Origin of the sequence: Duganella sp. Dugasp56 (assembly GCF_047304105.1) — a bacterium.
Taxonomy (GTDB): domain Bacteria; phylum Pseudomonadota; class Gammaproteobacteria; order Burkholderiales; family Burkholderiaceae_D; genus Rugamonas; species Rugamonas hordei.
On the sequence record NZ_JBGLYQ010000007.1, the window covers coordinates 115511 to 130849 of the forward strand.

14 protein-coding genes are annotated in these 15339 nt (G+C 64.4%); 2 read left to right on the plus strand and 12 right to left on the minus strand.

The features are described from left to right. Positions 1-2: 2 nt before the first annotated feature. Positions 3-1085 carry a serine hydrolase domain-containing protein gene (locus ACCD07_RS06660; RefSeq protein WP_413446870.1) on the plus strand — a complete coding sequence of 361 codons (1083 nt, stop codon included), beginning with the start codon at positions 3-5 and terminating at the stop codon, positions 1083-1085. Between the two features lie 100 nt (positions 1086-1185). On the opposite strand, the gene ACCD07_RS06665 is transcribed toward ACCD07_RS06660, so the two are convergent. The 12 genes from ACCD07_RS06665 to metE form a co-directional block, all read right to left on the minus strand. Continuing rightward, positions 1186-2229, minus strand: coding sequence for a histone deacetylase family protein (locus ACCD07_RS06665; protein ID WP_413446871.1), 1044 nt, complete (start codon positions 2227-2229; stop codon positions 1186-1188). Between the two features lie 41 nt (positions 2230-2270). After that, entirely contained in the window at positions 2271-3869 is a 1599-nt protein-coding gene (gene gshA, locus ACCD07_RS06670) for a glutamate--cysteine ligase (protein WP_413446872.1), read from the minus strand. A 171-nt stretch (positions 3870-4040) separates the two neighbouring features. Further along, positions 4041-4880: a peptide chain release factor N(5)-glutamine methyltransferase gene (gene prmC, locus ACCD07_RS06675; protein WP_413446873.1), complete on the minus strand. Its 840-nt coding sequence runs from the start codon at positions 4878-4880 to the stop codon at positions 4041-4043. Beyond that, entirely contained in the window at positions 4880-5347 is a 468-nt protein-coding gene (locus tag ACCD07_RS06680) for a disulfide bond formation protein B (RefSeq protein WP_176653105.1), read from the minus strand. Before ACCD07_RS06680 ends, prmC begins: the two co-directional genes overlap by 1 nt. 85 nt (positions 5348-5432) lie before the next feature. Next, positions 5433-6095 (minus strand): hypothetical protein, encoded by a 663-nt coding sequence (locus tag ACCD07_RS06685; protein WP_176653104.1) that lies wholly within the window; start codon positions 6093-6095, stop codon positions 5433-5435. A 72-nt stretch (positions 6096-6167) separates the two neighbouring features. Further along, positions 6168-7244, minus strand: coding sequence for a peptide chain release factor 1 (gene prfA, locus ACCD07_RS06690; RefSeq protein ID WP_176653103.1), 1077 nt, complete (start codon positions 7242-7244; stop codon positions 6168-6170). A 73-nt stretch (positions 7245-7317) separates the two neighbouring features. Further along, a complete protein-coding gene (hemA, locus tag ACCD07_RS06695) occupies positions 7318-8592 on the minus strand; it encodes a glutamyl-tRNA reductase (protein WP_176653102.1) in 1275 nt (424 codons plus the stop codon). Positions 8593-8687: 95 nt separating this feature from the next. Further along, positions 8688-9377: a response regulator transcription factor gene (locus tag ACCD07_RS06700; protein ID WP_176653101.1), complete on the minus strand. Its 690-nt coding sequence runs from the start codon at positions 9375-9377 to the stop codon at positions 8688-8690. A 357-nt stretch (positions 9378-9734) separates the two neighbouring features. Beyond that, positions 9735-9986, minus strand: coding sequence for a cell division topological specificity factor MinE (gene minE / locus ACCD07_RS06705; RefSeq protein WP_008443622.1), 252 nt, complete (start codon positions 9984-9986; stop codon positions 9735-9737). A 2-nt stretch (positions 9987-9988) separates the two neighbouring features. Continuing rightward, on the minus strand, positions 9989-10804 hold the full coding sequence (gene minD, locus ACCD07_RS06710) for a septum site-determining protein MinD (protein ID WP_176653100.1): 816 nt from the start codon (positions 10802-10804) through the stop codon (positions 9989-9991). Positions 10805-10830: 26 nt separating this feature from the next. Next, positions 10831-11595 (minus strand): septum site-determining protein MinC, encoded by a 765-nt coding sequence (gene minC, locus ACCD07_RS06715; protein WP_176653099.1) that lies wholly within the window; start codon positions 11593-11595, stop codon positions 10831-10833. Between the two features lie 149 nt (positions 11596-11744). Further along, positions 11745-14102: a 5-methyltetrahydropteroyltriglutamate--homocysteine S-methyltransferase gene (gene metE / locus ACCD07_RS06720; RefSeq protein WP_176653098.1), complete on the minus strand. Its 2358-nt coding sequence runs from the start codon at positions 14100-14102 to the stop codon at positions 11745-11747. 106 nt (positions 14103-14208) lie between these two features. Between metE and ACCD07_RS06725 the strand changes: the two genes are divergently transcribed. Further along, positions 14209-15117 (plus strand): LysR family transcriptional regulator, encoded by a 909-nt coding sequence (locus tag ACCD07_RS06725; protein ID WP_353401943.1) that lies wholly within the window; start codon positions 14209-14211, stop codon positions 15115-15117. The last annotated feature ends 222 nt before the right edge of the window (positions 15118-15339 follow it).

Below are 15339 nucleotides of genomic sequence, written 5' to 3' on the forward strand. Positions count from 1 at the left end.
ATATGATCAGGATAGTTCTTTCTTTGATGCTGGCCGTCGTGTCGTCGACTGCCGTCGCGGACGATGAATGGCCGCGCACCGCACCGGCCGCCGCAGGATTGAATCCGCAGCCGCTGGAGGCGATGGACGCCGCGGTCCGCAAGGGCGACTTCAAGCAGATCACCAGCATCCTGATCGCCAGGGACGGCAAGCTGGCGTTCGAGGCCTACTACGACGCCGACGGCGAGGCCGGCCTGCGCAACACCCGTTCGGTGACCAAGAGCGTGACTGACATGTTGGTCGGTATCGCGATCGACCAGGGCAAGCTGGCCGGCGTGGGCGCGCCGGTGTTTGCCTTCTTCCCGGAGAAGCATCCGGTGCTTCATCCCGATCCGCGCAAGGAAAAAATCACCGTCGAAGATTTGCTGACCATGAGTTCCCTGCTGGAGTGCGACGATCAGAACCAGTACTCTCGCGGCAACGAGGAAAGCATGTATCTGCTGGAGGACTGGACCCAGTTCGCGCTGGACCTGCCGGTACGCGGTTTTCCCGACTGGGTCGCCAAGCCGCAGGACTCGCCCTACGGCCGCAGCTTCTCCTATTGCACTGCCGGGCCGACGCTGCTGGGACCCTTGCTGGAGAAGGCCACCGGCGAGAAGGTCGACCAGTTCGCGGCGCGCACCTTGTTCGGCCCACTGGGCGTCACGCGGCTGAAGTGGCAGTACACGCCGGCCGGCCCGGCGATGACCGGCGGCGGCCTGGGCCTGCGCAGCCGCGATCTGCTGAAGCTGGGCCAGTTGTACCTGGACGGCGGCGTATGGCGCGGCAAGCGCATCGTCTCCGCCGGCTGGGTGAAACAGTCGATGGCGCCGCATGCGCAAGTCGACGAGAACACGGACTACGGCTATTTTTGGTGGATCAAGAAATTCACGCAGGACGGCAAGACCTACCGCGCGGTCATGATGTCCGGCAGCGGCGGCAACAAGGTGGTGGTGATGCCGGAGCAGCATGTGGTCGCGGTGATCACGACCACCAACTTCCAGGTGAAGATGCCGCATGCGATCAGCGAGAAGCTGATGACCGACTATCTTTTCAAGGCCTTTTAAATCCGGGGTCAGATCTGACATTCGGACACGAGCTCTGCCGTAGCGGCCGCTACGGCAGAGCTCGTGTCCAAATGTCAGACCTGACCCCGGATTGACGGATTTAAAGCGCGGTCTCGTAGCCTTCGAGGACGTTGACGACGTTGGTGCCCAGTTCCTTGACCGCGTAGCCGCCTTCGAAGACGAAGGCGGTCGGCAGGCCGAGGTAGGCCAGGCGCTCGCCGACCTTGAGGTAGTCGGCGCTTTGCAGCTCGAAGCGCGACAGCGGGTCGCCGGCGAAGGTGTCGACGCCCAGCGAGACCACCAGCGCGTCCGGCGCGAAGCTGCCCAGGCGGATGCAGGCCGTCTCCAGCGCCGCGAACCAGGCCTTGGACGAACTGCCCGCCGCCAGCGGCAGGTTCATGTTGTAGCCCAGCCCCGCGCCTTCGCCGCGCTCGTCGGCGTGGCCCAGGTAGAACGGATACTCGTTGCGCGGATCGGCGTGGATCGAGATGAACAGCACGTCATCGCGGTTGTAGAAGATGCTCTGCGTGCCGTTGCCGTGGTGGTAGTCGATGTCGATGATGGCGACCTTGCGCGCGCCGTCGTCGAGCATGTGCTGCGCGGCCAGCGCGGCGTTGTTGAGGAAGCAGTAGCCGCCGAAGAAATCGGCGCCGGCGTGGTGGCCGGGCGGGCGGCTCAACACGAAGGCGCCGCGCTCACCCAGGCGCAAGGCATGGGCCGCGTTGACCGCGCAGTCGGCGCCGGTCTTGGCGGCGGTCCAGGTGCCGGCGGTCAGCGGCGTGCCGCTGTCCATCGAATACAAACCGAGCTTGGCGCAGAAGTTGTCCGGCTCGATGTCGTCGCGCAGCGAGCGTATCGGCCAGACGGCGGGGAAGGCGTCCTTGCCGGCGTTGGCCGGATCGAGCGCCAGCCATTCGCTCCAGGCGTTGCGCAGGAAGTGCAGGTAGCGCGGCGTGTGGATGCGCTCCAGCGACATCAGCGGCACGCCGTGCGGCGTGACGATCTTGCCCAGGCCGCGCCGCCCCAGCTCCGCCAGCACCGAATCGACGCGCTCCGGCTTTTCAAAGCAGGGCACCATCTCGCCGCGGAAGATTTCATAGCGGCCCCGGTGCTGAGCGTGCAGTTCGTTGTAGAAGGTGAGCAAAAGGGGCCTCGCGCGGTAGTGGCGGTGATGAAGCCCCCAGTTTAGTCGCAATCCATGCTTGAGTGGCACAGATTGCTGGCGCGGTAGGCGGCGACGAAATCGTCGAAGCTGATTTGCGGCGCCGCTTCCATCTCCGCCTGCTCGGCCAGCGAGACGGCGGCCAGGCCGTCGAAATAGGCGGTCTCCTCGGCGGTCGGCGGATGGCTGCGGAAGTAGGCGGCGTGCTTTTCGCTTTGCGCCAGGCCGAAGGCGGCGAACGACTTGCCGTTGGCGCGCAGGGCCGCCAGCACCTTGGCCGACGGCGTCAAATCCGCATCGGCCAGCTTGGCCGCTTGCGCCGCCATCGCGTCGGCGTGGACGCTGTCGCCGCGCAGGGAGTCCAGCAGCGCCGCCACCGGACGGATACGTTCCAGCAGCTGCTCGCCCCACTGGCGCAGGCCGATTTCGCCGTCCTCGTTATTGAGCATCAGGCCCGGACGGCGGCCTTCCTTGACGGTGCGGGCGAAGTTGTCGGTGTGGCGCATGCCTTCCTCCGGCGAGATGGCCGGGCTTTCCTCGAGGGCGCAGAACAGCAGGAAGGCGTCCAGGAAGCGGCCCGCCTGCACACTGATGCCGACCGGCTCGAACGGATCGACGTCCATGCAGCGCACTTCGATGTACTGCACGCCGCGCGCGCACAGCGCCTGGATCGGCCGTTCGCCGGTCTGGATCACGCGCTTCGGGCGGATGGTGGAGTAGTACTCGTTTTCGATCTGCAGCACGTTGGTGCTCAGCTGGATCCATTCGCCGTCGCGCTTGGTGCCCAGCGCCGCATACGGTTCATACGGCTGGTTGACGGCCTTGGTCAGCGCGGCGACGTAGCTGTCCAGGCAGTTTTCGTGCGGGCTCAGGCCCGATTGCGCGTCGTTCTGGTAACCGAGGTCGCTCATGCGCAGGCTGGTGGCGTAGGGCAGGTACAGCGTGTCGCCGGACAGCGTTTCGAGCTTGTGCGGTTTGCCGCGCAGGAAACCCGACTGCAGCACCGGCGAGGCGCCGAACAGGTACATCAGCAGCCAGCTGTAACGGCGGAAGTTGCGGATGGTGGCCAGGTAGGCTTCGGACTGGAACGACTTCGGCGACAGGCGCTTGCCGCTGACTTCATTCTCGGCCAGCACGCGCCACAGGCGTTCGTCCAGCGAGTAGTTGTAGTGGATGCCGGCGATGCACTGCATCGCCTTGCCGTAGCGCAGCGCCAGGCCGCGGCGGTACACATGCTTCAGCGTACCCATGTTGGAGGTACCGTACCAGGCGATCTCGATGTCTTCCTCGTCCGGCAGCTGGGCCGGCATCGACTGGCTCCACAGCAGCTCGTCGCCCAGCTTGCTGTAGGCGTAGCGGTGGATGCCGTCCAGCTTTTCCAGCGTGGTGGCGATGTCGGATTCGGCCGGGGTGATGAACTCCAGCAGCGTTTCGGCGTAGTCGGTGGTGATCTGCGGATGCGTCAGGGCCGAGCCCAGCGCCACCGGATGCGGGGTCGCGGCCAGGTGGCCGTGCGGATCCACCCGCAGCGTTTCGCGCTCGATGCCACGCAAGCCACCCAGCACCGGACGGTGCTCTGGCTTGGCCAGCAGGGCCAGGCGGCGAGTCAGTAGATTGGACAATTGGATCTTCCTTTCGTAGTGCATCAAAGCGGTGAGGTGCGAGATTAACCGAAAACGGAAAAACGCGTCGGCGGCGGTCCAAAGTCCGGCCATTGCCGAAGATCGCTTGTTAGTTTATCAAATACTGGGAAGGGCGGCCGAAAGCCAGAATACCGTCTTGGAGCGGGGCCGTCAGTGCGTGCGCGCACCCGTGACGCGCTCGATGCCGGCCAGGTCGGTCCAGCTTTGCACGTCGGTGTAACCTTGTTCGGTTAGCAACTGTCGCACGGCGGCGGACTGGTCGTAGCCGTGCTCCATCAGCAGCCAGCCCCGGGGCTTCAAACGCTGCGCCGCGCCGGCGATGATGATGCGCAGGGCGGACAGGCCGTCCGCATGATCGGTCAGCGCGCCGGCCGGTTCGTAGCGCAGGTCGCCCTCGGACAGGTGGCGGTCGCCGCTGGCGATGTAGGGCGGGTTGGAGACGATGACGTCGAACGGCGGCGCGCCGTCCAGCGCGGCGTACCAGTCGCTTTGCAGGAAGGCGACCCTGGCCTGGTTGGCGGCGGCGTTGCGGCGGGCCACGGCCAGCGCGTCGGCACTGACGTCGAGCGCGGTGACCTCGGCGTCGCGCCGGGTGTGCGCCAGGGCGACGGCGATGGCGCCGCTGCCGGTGCCCATGTCCAGCACGCGGCCGCGCGGCGGCAGGCGCTCCAGCGCCAGTTCGACCAGCAGTTCGGTGTCGGGACGGGGGATCAGCACGGCGCCGTTGACTTCAAACGGCAGGCCGAAGAATTCGCGCTGGCCGACGATGTAGGCGATCGGTTCGCCGTCCAGCCGGCGCCGCACCAGCGCGGCGAAGCGCGCGGCTTGGTCTTGGTCCAGCGCGAGTTCGGACTGGGTGATCAGGCCGACGCGCGACAGGCCCAGCGCGTGGCACAGCAGGATGCGGTTGTCCAGCGGGTCCAGCAGGGACTGCACTTGCAGCGCGGCGATGGTGGCGCCGGCCGCGATCGCGCTGGTGTCCGTGATCATCAGCGGCTGCGGCGTATCAGCAGCCACGCCAGCGACAATGTGAACAGGCCGAACCACAGGAACGACCACTGCGGAATCGACAGGCCGAACCACGGCGCCAGCGCGTCCTCGCACAGGCCGTCGGCCTTGAACAGGAAAGGCAGGTAGGTCGCGGTCGGGATCTTGTTGAGGAAGGTTTCCACCGGGTCGATGCCGCACGACAGGCCGGGATGGGCCAGCACCCACAGGTGCTTGCCGGCGGTGCCCAGGCCGCCCAGCGCGGCCAGCAGGCCCAGGCCGGCGCCGACCTTGGGCTGGCTGTAGGCGCCGATCACGCACAGCACGCCGATGGCGATGAACAGGTAGCGCTGGATCACGCACAGCGGGCAAGGCAGCATGTCCAGCCCGTGCTGCAGGTACAGGGCGACGCCGATCAGGCCGAAGCAGGCAAGGGCGATGGACAGCAGCAGCGAGCGTGTATGAATCATGAGGAAATCCGGTCAGATGGGCGGGGACCTGATTTTCCCACAAGTTTGTCGATTCGACCTTAGCCGGCGCTTAATTCAGGTTTTGTCAGGTTTTGCCGGTGCGTTTCTTGTACTGCTCGTAGGCCACCTGTTCGACCGCGTTGAACAATTGATTGGCATTTCTGCTGGTGAAAAGGCTGGGCCTCTTGGGGTAGCCCCATTCGACCAGCCAGCCCAGCACGTTGTTGACGCAGGGGTCGAACTCCACGCCCGCGTACATGGTGGTGCCGTATTCCATTTTGTCGACCACCATCTTCTTCTTGGTCGCGCTCAGGTCGGAACCGGCGATACAGGCCTTGATCTGCTGGCCCAGTATCAGCAAGGGGGCCAGCGCGTCTTTTTCAGGCGCCTGCAGCGCTTCCTGGTTGGTGACATAGCCGGTGCCGCCGGCACGGCTATAGGTGCGGGCTGGTTTGACCCTGGCGGTCGGATGCCAGCAGAGGAAATCGTTGTCGTAGCTGATGTAGCACGCCATGTGGGTCAGCTCGTGCACGATATTGGCAAGGTTGCCCTCCTGGTAGCGAACATCGTATTCCGCGCCGAACTGCGTGTAGACCGGAACGGCGCTGCCGCTGGTCGACACCTTGGTCCATGACTTGACCAGGAACACATGCGCCATCAGTTCGTTGATGATCTTGGCGTAGGTCGAGCCGGCGCGTGCCCGCGACAGCTCCCGCAGTTGATTGAGTTCCGCTGTCGGCTCGGTCATTTTGCGCCTCTTATAATTGTTTTCTTCGGAAAGCAATATTAGAACAGGAAGCGCCGCTTGACAACCGGCCGCTCAGTCGCCCAGCGCCGCCAGCAATTCGGCCTGGTGCTCGGCCGCCAGCGCGTTGGTCAGCTCGGTCAGGTCGCCGTCCATGATGAAGTCCAGCTTGTACAAGGTCAGGTTGATGCGGTGGTCCGTCATGCGCCCCTGCGGGTAGTTGTAGGTGCGGATACGTTCGCTGCGGTCGCCCGAGCCGATCAGGCTCTTGCGGGTGGCCGCCTCCTTCGACTGCTGCTCGCGCAGTTGCACGTCCTTGATGCGCGCCGCCAGCACCTTCATCGCCTGCGCCTTGTTCTTGTGCTGCGAACGGTCGTCCTGGCACTCGACCACGATGCCGGTCGGCAGGTGGGTCAGGCGCACGGCCGAATCGGTCTTGTTGATGTGCTGTCCGCCGGCGCCCGAGGCGCGGAAGGTGTCGATGCGCAGGTCGGCCGGATTGATGTTGACGTCCTCCACCTCGTCGGCCTCCGGCATCACCGCCACGGTGCAGGCGGAGGTGTGGATGCGGCCCTGGGTTTCGGTGGCCGGCACGCGCTGCACGCGGTGGCCGCCGGATTCGAACTTGAGCTTGGAGTACACGCTGTTGCCGATCAGGCGCACGATCACCTCACGGTAGCCGCCCAGGTCCGACGGCGATTCCGACACCACTTCCACCTGCCAGCGGTTGCGCTCGGCGAAGCGGGTGTACATGCGCAGCAGGTCGCCCGCAAACAAGGCCGATTCGTCGCCGCCGGTGCCGGCGCGGATCTCGAGGAAGATGTTGCGCTCGTCGTTGGCATCCTTCGGCAGCAGCATCTTTTGCAGCTCGAGTTCGAGTTCGGCCAGGCGGGTCTTGGCCGCTTCGATTTCGTCCTGCGCGAAGTCCTTCATCTCCGGATCGGACAGCATCTCCTGCGCGGCGGCGGCGTCGCCCTGCGCTTCCTGGTAGGACTTGTACAGCGCCACCAGCGGGCCGAGTTCGGCGTGCTCTCGGGTCATCTTGCGGTAGGCGTCCATGTTATTGGTCGCGCCTTCGGACATCAGCAATTCATCGAGTTCGACCAGGCGGTTCGCCAGTTGATCGAGCTTGGCCAGCATGGATGGTTTCATAGCGTATTCTTTGAGAGGTAAAACATGCGCCGCGCGTGCGGCGGCGAAGAGGTGCGGCGGAGGTGCGGAGACGCTAACGACGGCCGCGGAACAGCTGCGGCAGCAGCTCGGCCAGGTGGGCGCGCTCGTCGCCCTGCGCACGGTGCAGCGCCTGCTGCGGACCGTGCATGAACTTCGCGGTCAGGCCCTTGGACAGCGCCTCCAGCACGGCGTCGATATCCTCGCCCCGGGCCAGCATCTTGCGCGCGCGTTCGAGTTCGATCTGGCGCAGCGCCTCGCCGTTTTCGTGCAGGCTTTGTATCACCGGCACCACGGCGCGGTCGTCGATCCAGTGCATGAAGGACTGCACGCGGGTTTCGATGATGGCCTCGGCCTGCGCCACGGCGGCCTGGCGGTTTTCCATGCCGGTCTGCACCACCTTGCCGAGGTCGTCGACGGTGTACAGGAAGGCGTCGTTCAGGCGCGCCACTTCCGGTTCGATATCGCGCGGCACGGCCAGGTCGACCATGAACATCGGCTTGTGGCGGCGCGCCTTGATCGCGCGTTCCACCATGCCCAGGCCGATCAGCGGCAGCGACGACGCGGTGCAGGAGATGACGATGTCGTACTGGTGCAGCTTGTCCTGCAGGTCCGCCAGGCGGATCGCGCGGCCGCCGAAGCGGTGCGCCAGTATTTCGCCGCGATCGAGCGTGCGGTTGGCGATGGTGATGGATTTCGGATTCTGCGCCGCGAAGTGCGTCGCGCACAGCTCGATCATTTCGCCGGCGCCGATGAACAGCACGTTCTGCTCGGAGATCTTGTCGAAGATGCGCTGCGACAGCCGCACGGCGGCGGCGGCCATCGACACGCTGTGCGCGCCGATCTCGGTGGTGCTGCGCACCTCCTTGGCCACCGAGAACGAGCGCTGGAACAGCTGGTGCAGATAGGTGCCCAGGCCGCCCGCCTCGTCGGCGGTGCGGATCGCGTCCTTGATCTGGCCGAGGATCTGGGTTTCGCCCAGCACCATCGAATCGAGCCCGGAGGCGACGCGGAAGGTGTGGCGCACGGCGTCGTGCTGCGGCAGCAGGTACAGGTGCGGGCGCAGCTCGGCGTAGTTCAGCTTGTGGAAGTCGGCCAGGAAATGGGCGCCGGCGTCGAGCGGATCGGGCACCTGGCTGGCCGCGTACAGCTCGGTGCGGTTGCAGGTCGACAGGATCGCCGCCTCGTCGCTGCCCCGGTGGTCGATGCGCTCGAACCACGAACGCGCCGCCATCACCGCCTGGCCCAGTTGCTCAGGGGCGAACGCCAGCTGCTCGCGGAGCGAGACCGGTGCGGTGGTGTGATTGAGGCCGACGGCAAGCAGCTGCATTTCGGGTCCGGATGAGGAGTTAGCGGACATTATACCGTGATGTATCTCCATGCTGCCCGGGCCCTGCCTATACCGTTGGCAGTATCCGCGCTATATCAGGCGCCCAGCTTTTCCAGGCGATAGCCGTAGCTGTACACCGGCACCAGGCGGAAACCGTTTTCCGGCTTTAATTGCAACTTGTTGCGGACGCGGGAGACGTGGGTGTCCATGGTGCGCGACGGCACGGCGGTCTCGCGTATCCACACCGCCTCATGGATGTAGGCGCGCGACAGCGGACGGCCGATGTTGCGAAAAAATAACAGCGCCAGGTAGAACTCTTTGTGGGTCACGTCCAAAACGATGCCATCCATCAACAAACGTCCGGGACGGGTTTCAAACACGTATTGACCGAATTGCAATTGTTCGGCGCCGTTCTGGGCCGGGTAGGCGCGGCGCAACAGTGCTTGCACGCGGGCCACCATTTCACTCCGGCGCAGCGGCTTGATCATGTAGTCGTCGGCGCCGGCGGCCAGGCCGGCGACGATGTCGTCTTCACCTGAACTGGTGGTCAGGAACAGCACTGGGGCGCTGTCGGGCAGCTTCTCGCGCGAGCGGCGCAGCACTTCGGCACCGCTCAGATCGACCACTTGCCAGTCGAGGATCAGCATGTCGTAGCTATCCTTGCGCAACTGCGCCAGCACATCTTTTGCGGTTTGGAAACTGTGGCAGGTATGGCCGGCCGAGGTTAATACCTGACAAATCAGTTCGGCCTGGCTGCGGTCGTTGTCTAGTACAGCGATTCTCATACTGCTGCCTGTTGGAAAATGTTAAGGAGAAGTCACTTCAAATATAACAGAGATTTACAAAAAAAGTTAGTAAAATAGCCAACTATTTTTCCATAGACACTAATAGTTATTTTTAGACAATCTCGATTTCCGTGGGGTGCGCCTATGCAACCATTACACGGTACACTGGAAAAACCGCAAATTCAATGAACAAGTTGAGGTTTGGAAAGAAAAATTCTGTGGATGCGCAGTAAGCGTCGCGGAATTGTGGAAGACACAAAAATGCTGCCAAGCAGGAAACCGGCGGGGGAGGGAAGGCGAGAAGAAGCTGGCGTGGCCGGCCGGCGCGCGGGCGCCGGGACCGGCCAGCCGGTGGTGTTACGCGTCCGGCAGCACCACGTTCACGTCCAGCACCTCCAGGTTGCCCTGGCGGTCCAGCGAGATCTTGATGTCGTCGGCGTTGACCTTGGTGTACTTCGAAATCACCTCGATCAATTCCTTGTGCAGCGCCGGCAGGAAGTCCGGGCCGCTGCGGCCATTGCGCTCACGCGCGATGATGATCTGCAACCGCTCCTTGGCCGCGGTGGCGGTTTTCGGTTTTTGCGGGAACAGGAAAGAAAGCAGGGCCATGGTCACTTGCTCCCAAAAATACGCTGCAGCAGGCCCGGCTTTTCATAGGTGGTGAAGCGCAGCGGCAATTCCTGGCCGAGGAAGCGCGACACGACGTCTTCGTAGGCTTCCGCGACATCGGTGCCCTTGAAGTGAATCGCCGGATTACCCTGGTTCGAAGCGTGCAGCACCGATTCCGATTCCGGAATGATGCCGATCAGTGGAATGCGCAGGATTTCCTGCACATCTTCGTGCGACAGCATTTCGTCCGCTTCCACGCGCTTGGGCGAGTAGCGGGTGATCAGCAGGTGCTCCTTGACCGGTTCGCCGCCGGTCTGCGCGCGGCGCGACTTGGCCTGGATGATGCCGAGGATGCGGTCCGAATCGCGCACCGACGATACTTCCGGATTGGTGACGATGATGGCCTCGTCGGCAAAGGTCAGCGCCATCAGCGCGCCGTGCTCGATGCCGGCAGGCGAATCGCAGATGATGAACTCGAAGCCCATGTTGATCAGTTCGTGCAGCACCTGCTCGACGCCGTCCTCGGACAGCGCATCCTTGTCGCGCGTTTGCGAGGCGGGCAGGATGAACAGGTTGTCGCAGTGCTTGTCCTTGATCAGCGCCTGGGTCAGCGTTGCCTCTTTATTGATCACGTTGATCAGGTCGTACACCACGCGGCGTTCGCAGCCCATGATCAGATCGAGGTTGCGCAGGCCGACGTCGAAGTCGATGACCGCGGTCTTGTGGCCGCGCATGGCCAGACCGGTGGAGAAGCTGGCGCTGGAAGTCGTTTTGCCGACACCGCCCTTACCGGACGTTACTACAATAATTCTCGCCACAAATAATCCTTTTCAGAGAGGTGTTGTCAAGCGCGGGTTGCCGAATTGACAGATAGTATATCGATTCGGTCGCCCACCAAGCGAATTTGCGTAGGGGAACGTGCATATTCCTTAGGGAAGCCGTCTTCGAAAGTACGGTAGACGCCGGCGATGGAGACCAGTTCCGGCGCCATGTTCAGCGCAAAAATACGGGCGTCGCGATTGCCGGACGCCCCGGCCAGCGCGCGGCCGTTGAGCGTGGCGTAGACGTGGATGCTGCCGTCGGCGATGATTTCGGCGCCGTTGTTGACCACGGCCGTGACGATCAGGTCGCAGCCGCGCGCGTAGATGCGCTGGCCGGCGCGCACCGGCGTGTCGATGATCATCACGCCGGCGTTGCCGGGAAGGCCGTCGGCGGCGGGCGCCACGGGAGCCGGCGCGGCAGGCGCCGGTGCCGACGGGGCTGCTTGTGCGGCCTCCTCGCGCGGCTTGGTCGCCGCTTCCAGGCTCAGGCCGTGGGCGGCGATTTCCGCGTGCAGCGCCGGCGCGGCGTTGCGCACGGCGACCGGCTTCAGGCGGTATTTGCTCAGCACGGCGATCAGGCCGGCCCAGTCGATCTGGCCGCAGCCTTCCGGCAGCGCGGCAACGTCGATCACGGTGAGGTCGTCTTCGAAGAAGTCGCTGGTGCCGCCGGTCATTTCGGCCAGCGCGGCGTCGAGGGCCAGGCGGTCCGCCGTGGACAGGATGGCGGAAACTGCGACTACGGTGGAAATCTTGATTTCTATGGGCTTCTGAAACAGGCTCTTGGACATGGGCGACAGTATTAGAGGGTTAACCTCGCGCGCATGCGCAGGCACCAGCATTTTACTGTGGAAAACGACAGATGGGGAGGGCTGGCACCGTACTGAGCCAGTAAAAATGCGGGATGGCGGCGGCCTGTCCGGCCGCCGCCCGCTATTGCTTAGTAGATCGCTTGCTCGGCGCGTAGTTGTTTGGCGGCCGCGACCATATTGCCCAGCGCCGTTTCAGTCTCCGCCCAGCCGCGCGTCTTCAGGCCGCAATCCGGATTGACCCACAGGTTGGCCGGCGGGATCACCGCGCTGGCCTTCTGCAGCAGCCGCACCATTTCCGCCTGGTCCGGCACGCGCGGCGAGTGGATGTCGTACACGCCGGGGCCGATCTCGTTTGGATAGCGGAACTGTCCAAAGCCGTTGAGCAACTCCATGTCCGACCGGCTGGTCTCGATCGTGATGACATCGGCGTCCATCGCCGCGATCTGCGGCAGGATGTCGTTGAACTCCGCGTAGCACATGTGGGTGTGGATCTGCGTGCCGTCGGCCGCCGCGCTGGCCGCCACCCGGAACGCCCGCGTGGCCCAGTCCAGGTACTCGTCCCAGCGGCCGCGGCGAAGCGGCAAGCCTTCGCGCACGGCAGGCTCGTCGATCTGGATGATGCCGATGCCGGCCTGTTCCAGGTCCGCCACCTCGTCGCGGATCGCCAGCGCGATCTGCAGCGCGGTGCGCGAGCGCGGCTGGTCGTCGCGCACGAACGACCACTGCAGGATGGTGATCGGCCCGGTCAGCATGCCCTTCATCGGCTTGGCGGTCAGGCTTTGCGCGTAGCGCGTCCACTCCACCGTCATCGCTACAGGACGGCTGACGTCGCCGTAAATGACCGGCGGCTTGACGCAGCGCGAGCCGTACGATTGCACCCAGCCCAGTTGGGTGAAGACGAAGCCGTCGAGCTGCTCGCCGAAATATTCGACCATGTCGTTGCGCTCGGCTTCGCCGTGCACCAGCACGTCCAGCCCCAGCGCTTCCTGGCGGCCGACGGCGTAGGCGATTTCCTCGCGCATCCTGGCGGCATAGCCGGCGGCGTCCAGCTCGCCGCGCTTGAAGCCGGCGCGGGCCGCGCGGATGGCCGGCGTTTGCGGGAAGGAGCCGATGGTGGTGGTCGGGAAGGACGGCAGCTGGAAGCGGGCGCGCTGCACCTGCTGGCGCTGCTCGAATGCCGCGTGGCGGCGGTCGGCGTCGGCCGGCAGCGCGTCGAGGCGGCTGCGCACGGCGGCCTGGTGCACGCGTTCGCTGGCGCGGCGGCCGGCGATGGCGGCGCGCGAGACGTCCAGCGCGTTGGCCGTGGCGGCGTCGTATTCGCCTTGCAGCGCCCGCTTCAGCACATACAGCTCGTCCAGCTTTTCGGTGGCGAAGGCCAGCCATGAACGGATTTCCTGGTCAAGCGCGTTTTCGGCGGCCAGCGTGAACGGCACGTGCAGCAGCGAGCACGACGACGACAGCCACAGCTTGCCTGCGCGCTTGTCCATGACGGGCGCCAGCACGGCCAGCGCCGCGTCCAGGTCGGTGCGCCAGATGTTGCGGCCGTCGACGATGCCGACCGACAGCACCTTGTGCACCGGCAGCCAGTCGGCGATGCTGGCCAGTTCGTGGGCGGCGCGCACGCCGTCGACGTGCAGGCCGGCCACCGGCAGGCGGCAGGCCAGGCTCAGGTTTTCCTCCAGCGGCGAGAAGTAGGTGGCCAGCAGCAGCGGCACGCCGACCTGGTTCAGCTGCCAGTAGCTGTTCTCGAAGGCGCTGCGCCATGCGGCGGGCAGGTCGAGGCCGAGGATGGGCTCGTCGACCTGCACCCATTGCACGCCCTGGGCCTTGAGGCGGTCCAGCACCTGGCCGTAGACCGGCAGCAGCTGGTCCAGCAGGCTGAGGCGGTCGAAGCCTTCGGCGCCGCGCGACTTGCCCAGCCACAGGAAGCTGAGCGGCCCCAGCAGCACGGCCTTGACCTGGTGGCCGAGCGCCTGGGCTTCGGCAACTTCGTCGAACAGGCGTTCGCAGGCCAGCGAAAACACGGTTTCAGGCGTGAATTCCGGGACCAGGTAGTGGTAGTTGGTGTCGAACCACTTGGTCATTTCCAGCGCGGCGGATGCGTGGACGTGGCCGTCGTCGTGGGAATGGTCGTGGCCGCAAGCCGCCGGCTCGGCCTTGCCGTTGCCGCGCGCCATGGCGAAATAGCGGCTCAGCTGCGATTGCCCGGCGCGGAAGCCGTAGCGGGCCGGTTCGCAGCCCAGCAGCTGGATGTGGTTGGCGACCTGGTCGTAGAAGGCGAAATCGCCGACCGTGACGAAGTCGAGCCCGGCCGCCTGCTGCAGCGCCCAATGGCGGGCGCGCAGCTCGCGGCCGGTCGCCTCCAGCTGCTCGTCGCTCAGTTCGCCGCGCCAGTTGGCCTCCAGCGCGAACTTCAGTTCACGTGCCGCGCCGATGCGCGGGAAGCCCGGAATGTGGCTGTGGATTGCTTTATTTGGTGTTGTCATTTTGATGTCATCCGCATTTAATATTGGTGATATAAAGTGTGCGGCAATCCGGTCTATAATCAAAACGAAAGATTTTGCGGCTTCACATGAAAAAAATTAATAGACCATGCTAGAGATACGCCACCTCCGAACCCTCAGCGCGCTGCGTTCCGCCGGCAGCCTGGTGCGCGCCGCCCAACTGTTGAACCTGACGCAGTCGGCCTTGTCGCATCAAATCAAATTGCTGGAAGATCGCTACGGCGGGCCGCTTTTTGAGCGAAAATCCGTGCCGATAGGCTTTACCGCCACCGGCGCCCGGCTGCTCAAGCTGGCCGATCTGCTGCTGCCGGAAATCGAGGCGGCCGAGCGCGAAGTGGCGCGCCTGACCCAGGGCGACACCGGCCAGTTGCGCGTCGCGCTGGAATGCCACACCTGTTTCGACTGGCTGATGCCGGTGATGGATGAATTCCGCAAACGCTGGCCGGAGGTGGAAATCGACCTGGTGTCCGGCTTCCACAGCGAACCGGCCGAGCTGCTGCGCAGCGGCGCCGCCGACCTGGTGATCGGCTCGCCCTACGGTCCCGATTTTGCGACTTTCCCGCTTTTCCGTTTTGAAATCTTGGTCGTGATGGCGCAAAAACACCGGCTGGCGGCCCAGCGCCGCCTGCAGGCGGCCGATTTTGAAGGGGAAACGCTGATCACCTATCCGGTGCCGGAAAGCCGCATCGACCTGATCCGCGAAGTGCTGCAGCCGGCCGATATCCACTTCGAACGCCGCACCGCCGAGCTGACGGTGGCGGTGCTGCAACTGGTGGCCAGCCGCCGCGGCATCGCCGCGTTGCCTAACTGGGCCATCAAAAACTATGTCGATTACGACTACGTGATCGCCCGCCCGGTCGGCGAGCTGGGCCTGTGGAGCGACCTGTTCGTCTCCGTGCCCGAATCGCAGAAGCACAAGGCCTATGTGCTTGATTTCGTCAACGTGATACGCGAACAGTGCGCCAGCACGCTGGACGGCATCAAATTATTGTCGTGACAAATTAATACTGTTTCTTCAGAATGAATGAAACTGGTTTGACGCATGTCAAACATGTGGCGATGCGCGCCGCTTACGATGGGTCCCCGGCGATTGATGATTTCTGGCACGGATGCTGCTAGACAAGTCTTGCATGACCTGGGCAAGTTTCTCGCGGCGACGCACAATCGAAACCCTGCACGGCCTGCGCGCTGGAGCGTATTATCGAAGTTCGCGTTGTTG

What these genes read in the sequence shown, in the direction of transcription:
- ACCD07_RS06660 (WP_413446870.1), top strand. Translation starts at nt 3, where the DNA reads ATGATCAGGATAGTTCTTTCTTTGATGCTGGCCGTCGTGTCGTCGACT.
- prmC (WP_413446873.1), bottom strand. Translation starts at nt 4,880, where the DNA reads ATGATCACGGACACCAGCGCGATCGCGGCCGGCGCCACCATCGCCGCG.
- ACCD07_RS06680 (WP_176653105.1), bottom strand. Translation starts at nt 5,347, where the DNA reads ATGATTCATACACGCTCGCTGCTGCTGTCCATCGCCCTTGCCTGCTTC.
- ACCD07_RS06685 (WP_176653104.1), bottom strand. Translation starts at nt 6,095, where the DNA reads ATGACCGAGCCGACAGCGGAACTCAATCAACTGCGGGAGCTGTCGCGG.
- prfA (WP_176653103.1), bottom strand. Translation starts at nt 7,244, where the DNA reads ATGAAACCATCCATGCTGGCCAAGCTCGATCAACTGGCGAACCGCCTG.
- hemA (WP_176653102.1), bottom strand. Translation starts at nt 8,592, where the DNA reads ATGCAGCTGCTTGCCGTCGGCCTCAATCACACCACCGCACCGGTCTCG.
- ACCD07_RS06700 (WP_176653101.1), bottom strand. Translation starts at nt 9,377, where the DNA reads ATGAGAATCGCTGTACTAGACAACGACCGCAGCCAGGCCGAACTGATT.
- minE (WP_008443622.1), bottom strand. Translation starts at nt 9,986, where the DNA reads ATGGCCCTGCTTTCTTTCCTGTTCCCGCAAAAACCGAAAACCGCCACC.
- minC (WP_176653099.1), bottom strand. Translation starts at nt 11,595, where the DNA reads ATGTCCAAGAGCCTGTTTCAGAAGCCCATAGAAATCAAGATTTCCACC.
- metE (WP_176653098.1), bottom strand. Translation starts at nt 14,102, where the DNA reads ATGACAACACCAAATAAAGCAATCCACAGCCACATTCCGGGCTTCCCG.
- ACCD07_RS06725 (WP_353401943.1), top strand. Translation starts at nt 14,209, where the DNA reads ATGCTAGAGATACGCCACCTCCGAACCCTCAGCGCGCTGCGTTCCGCC.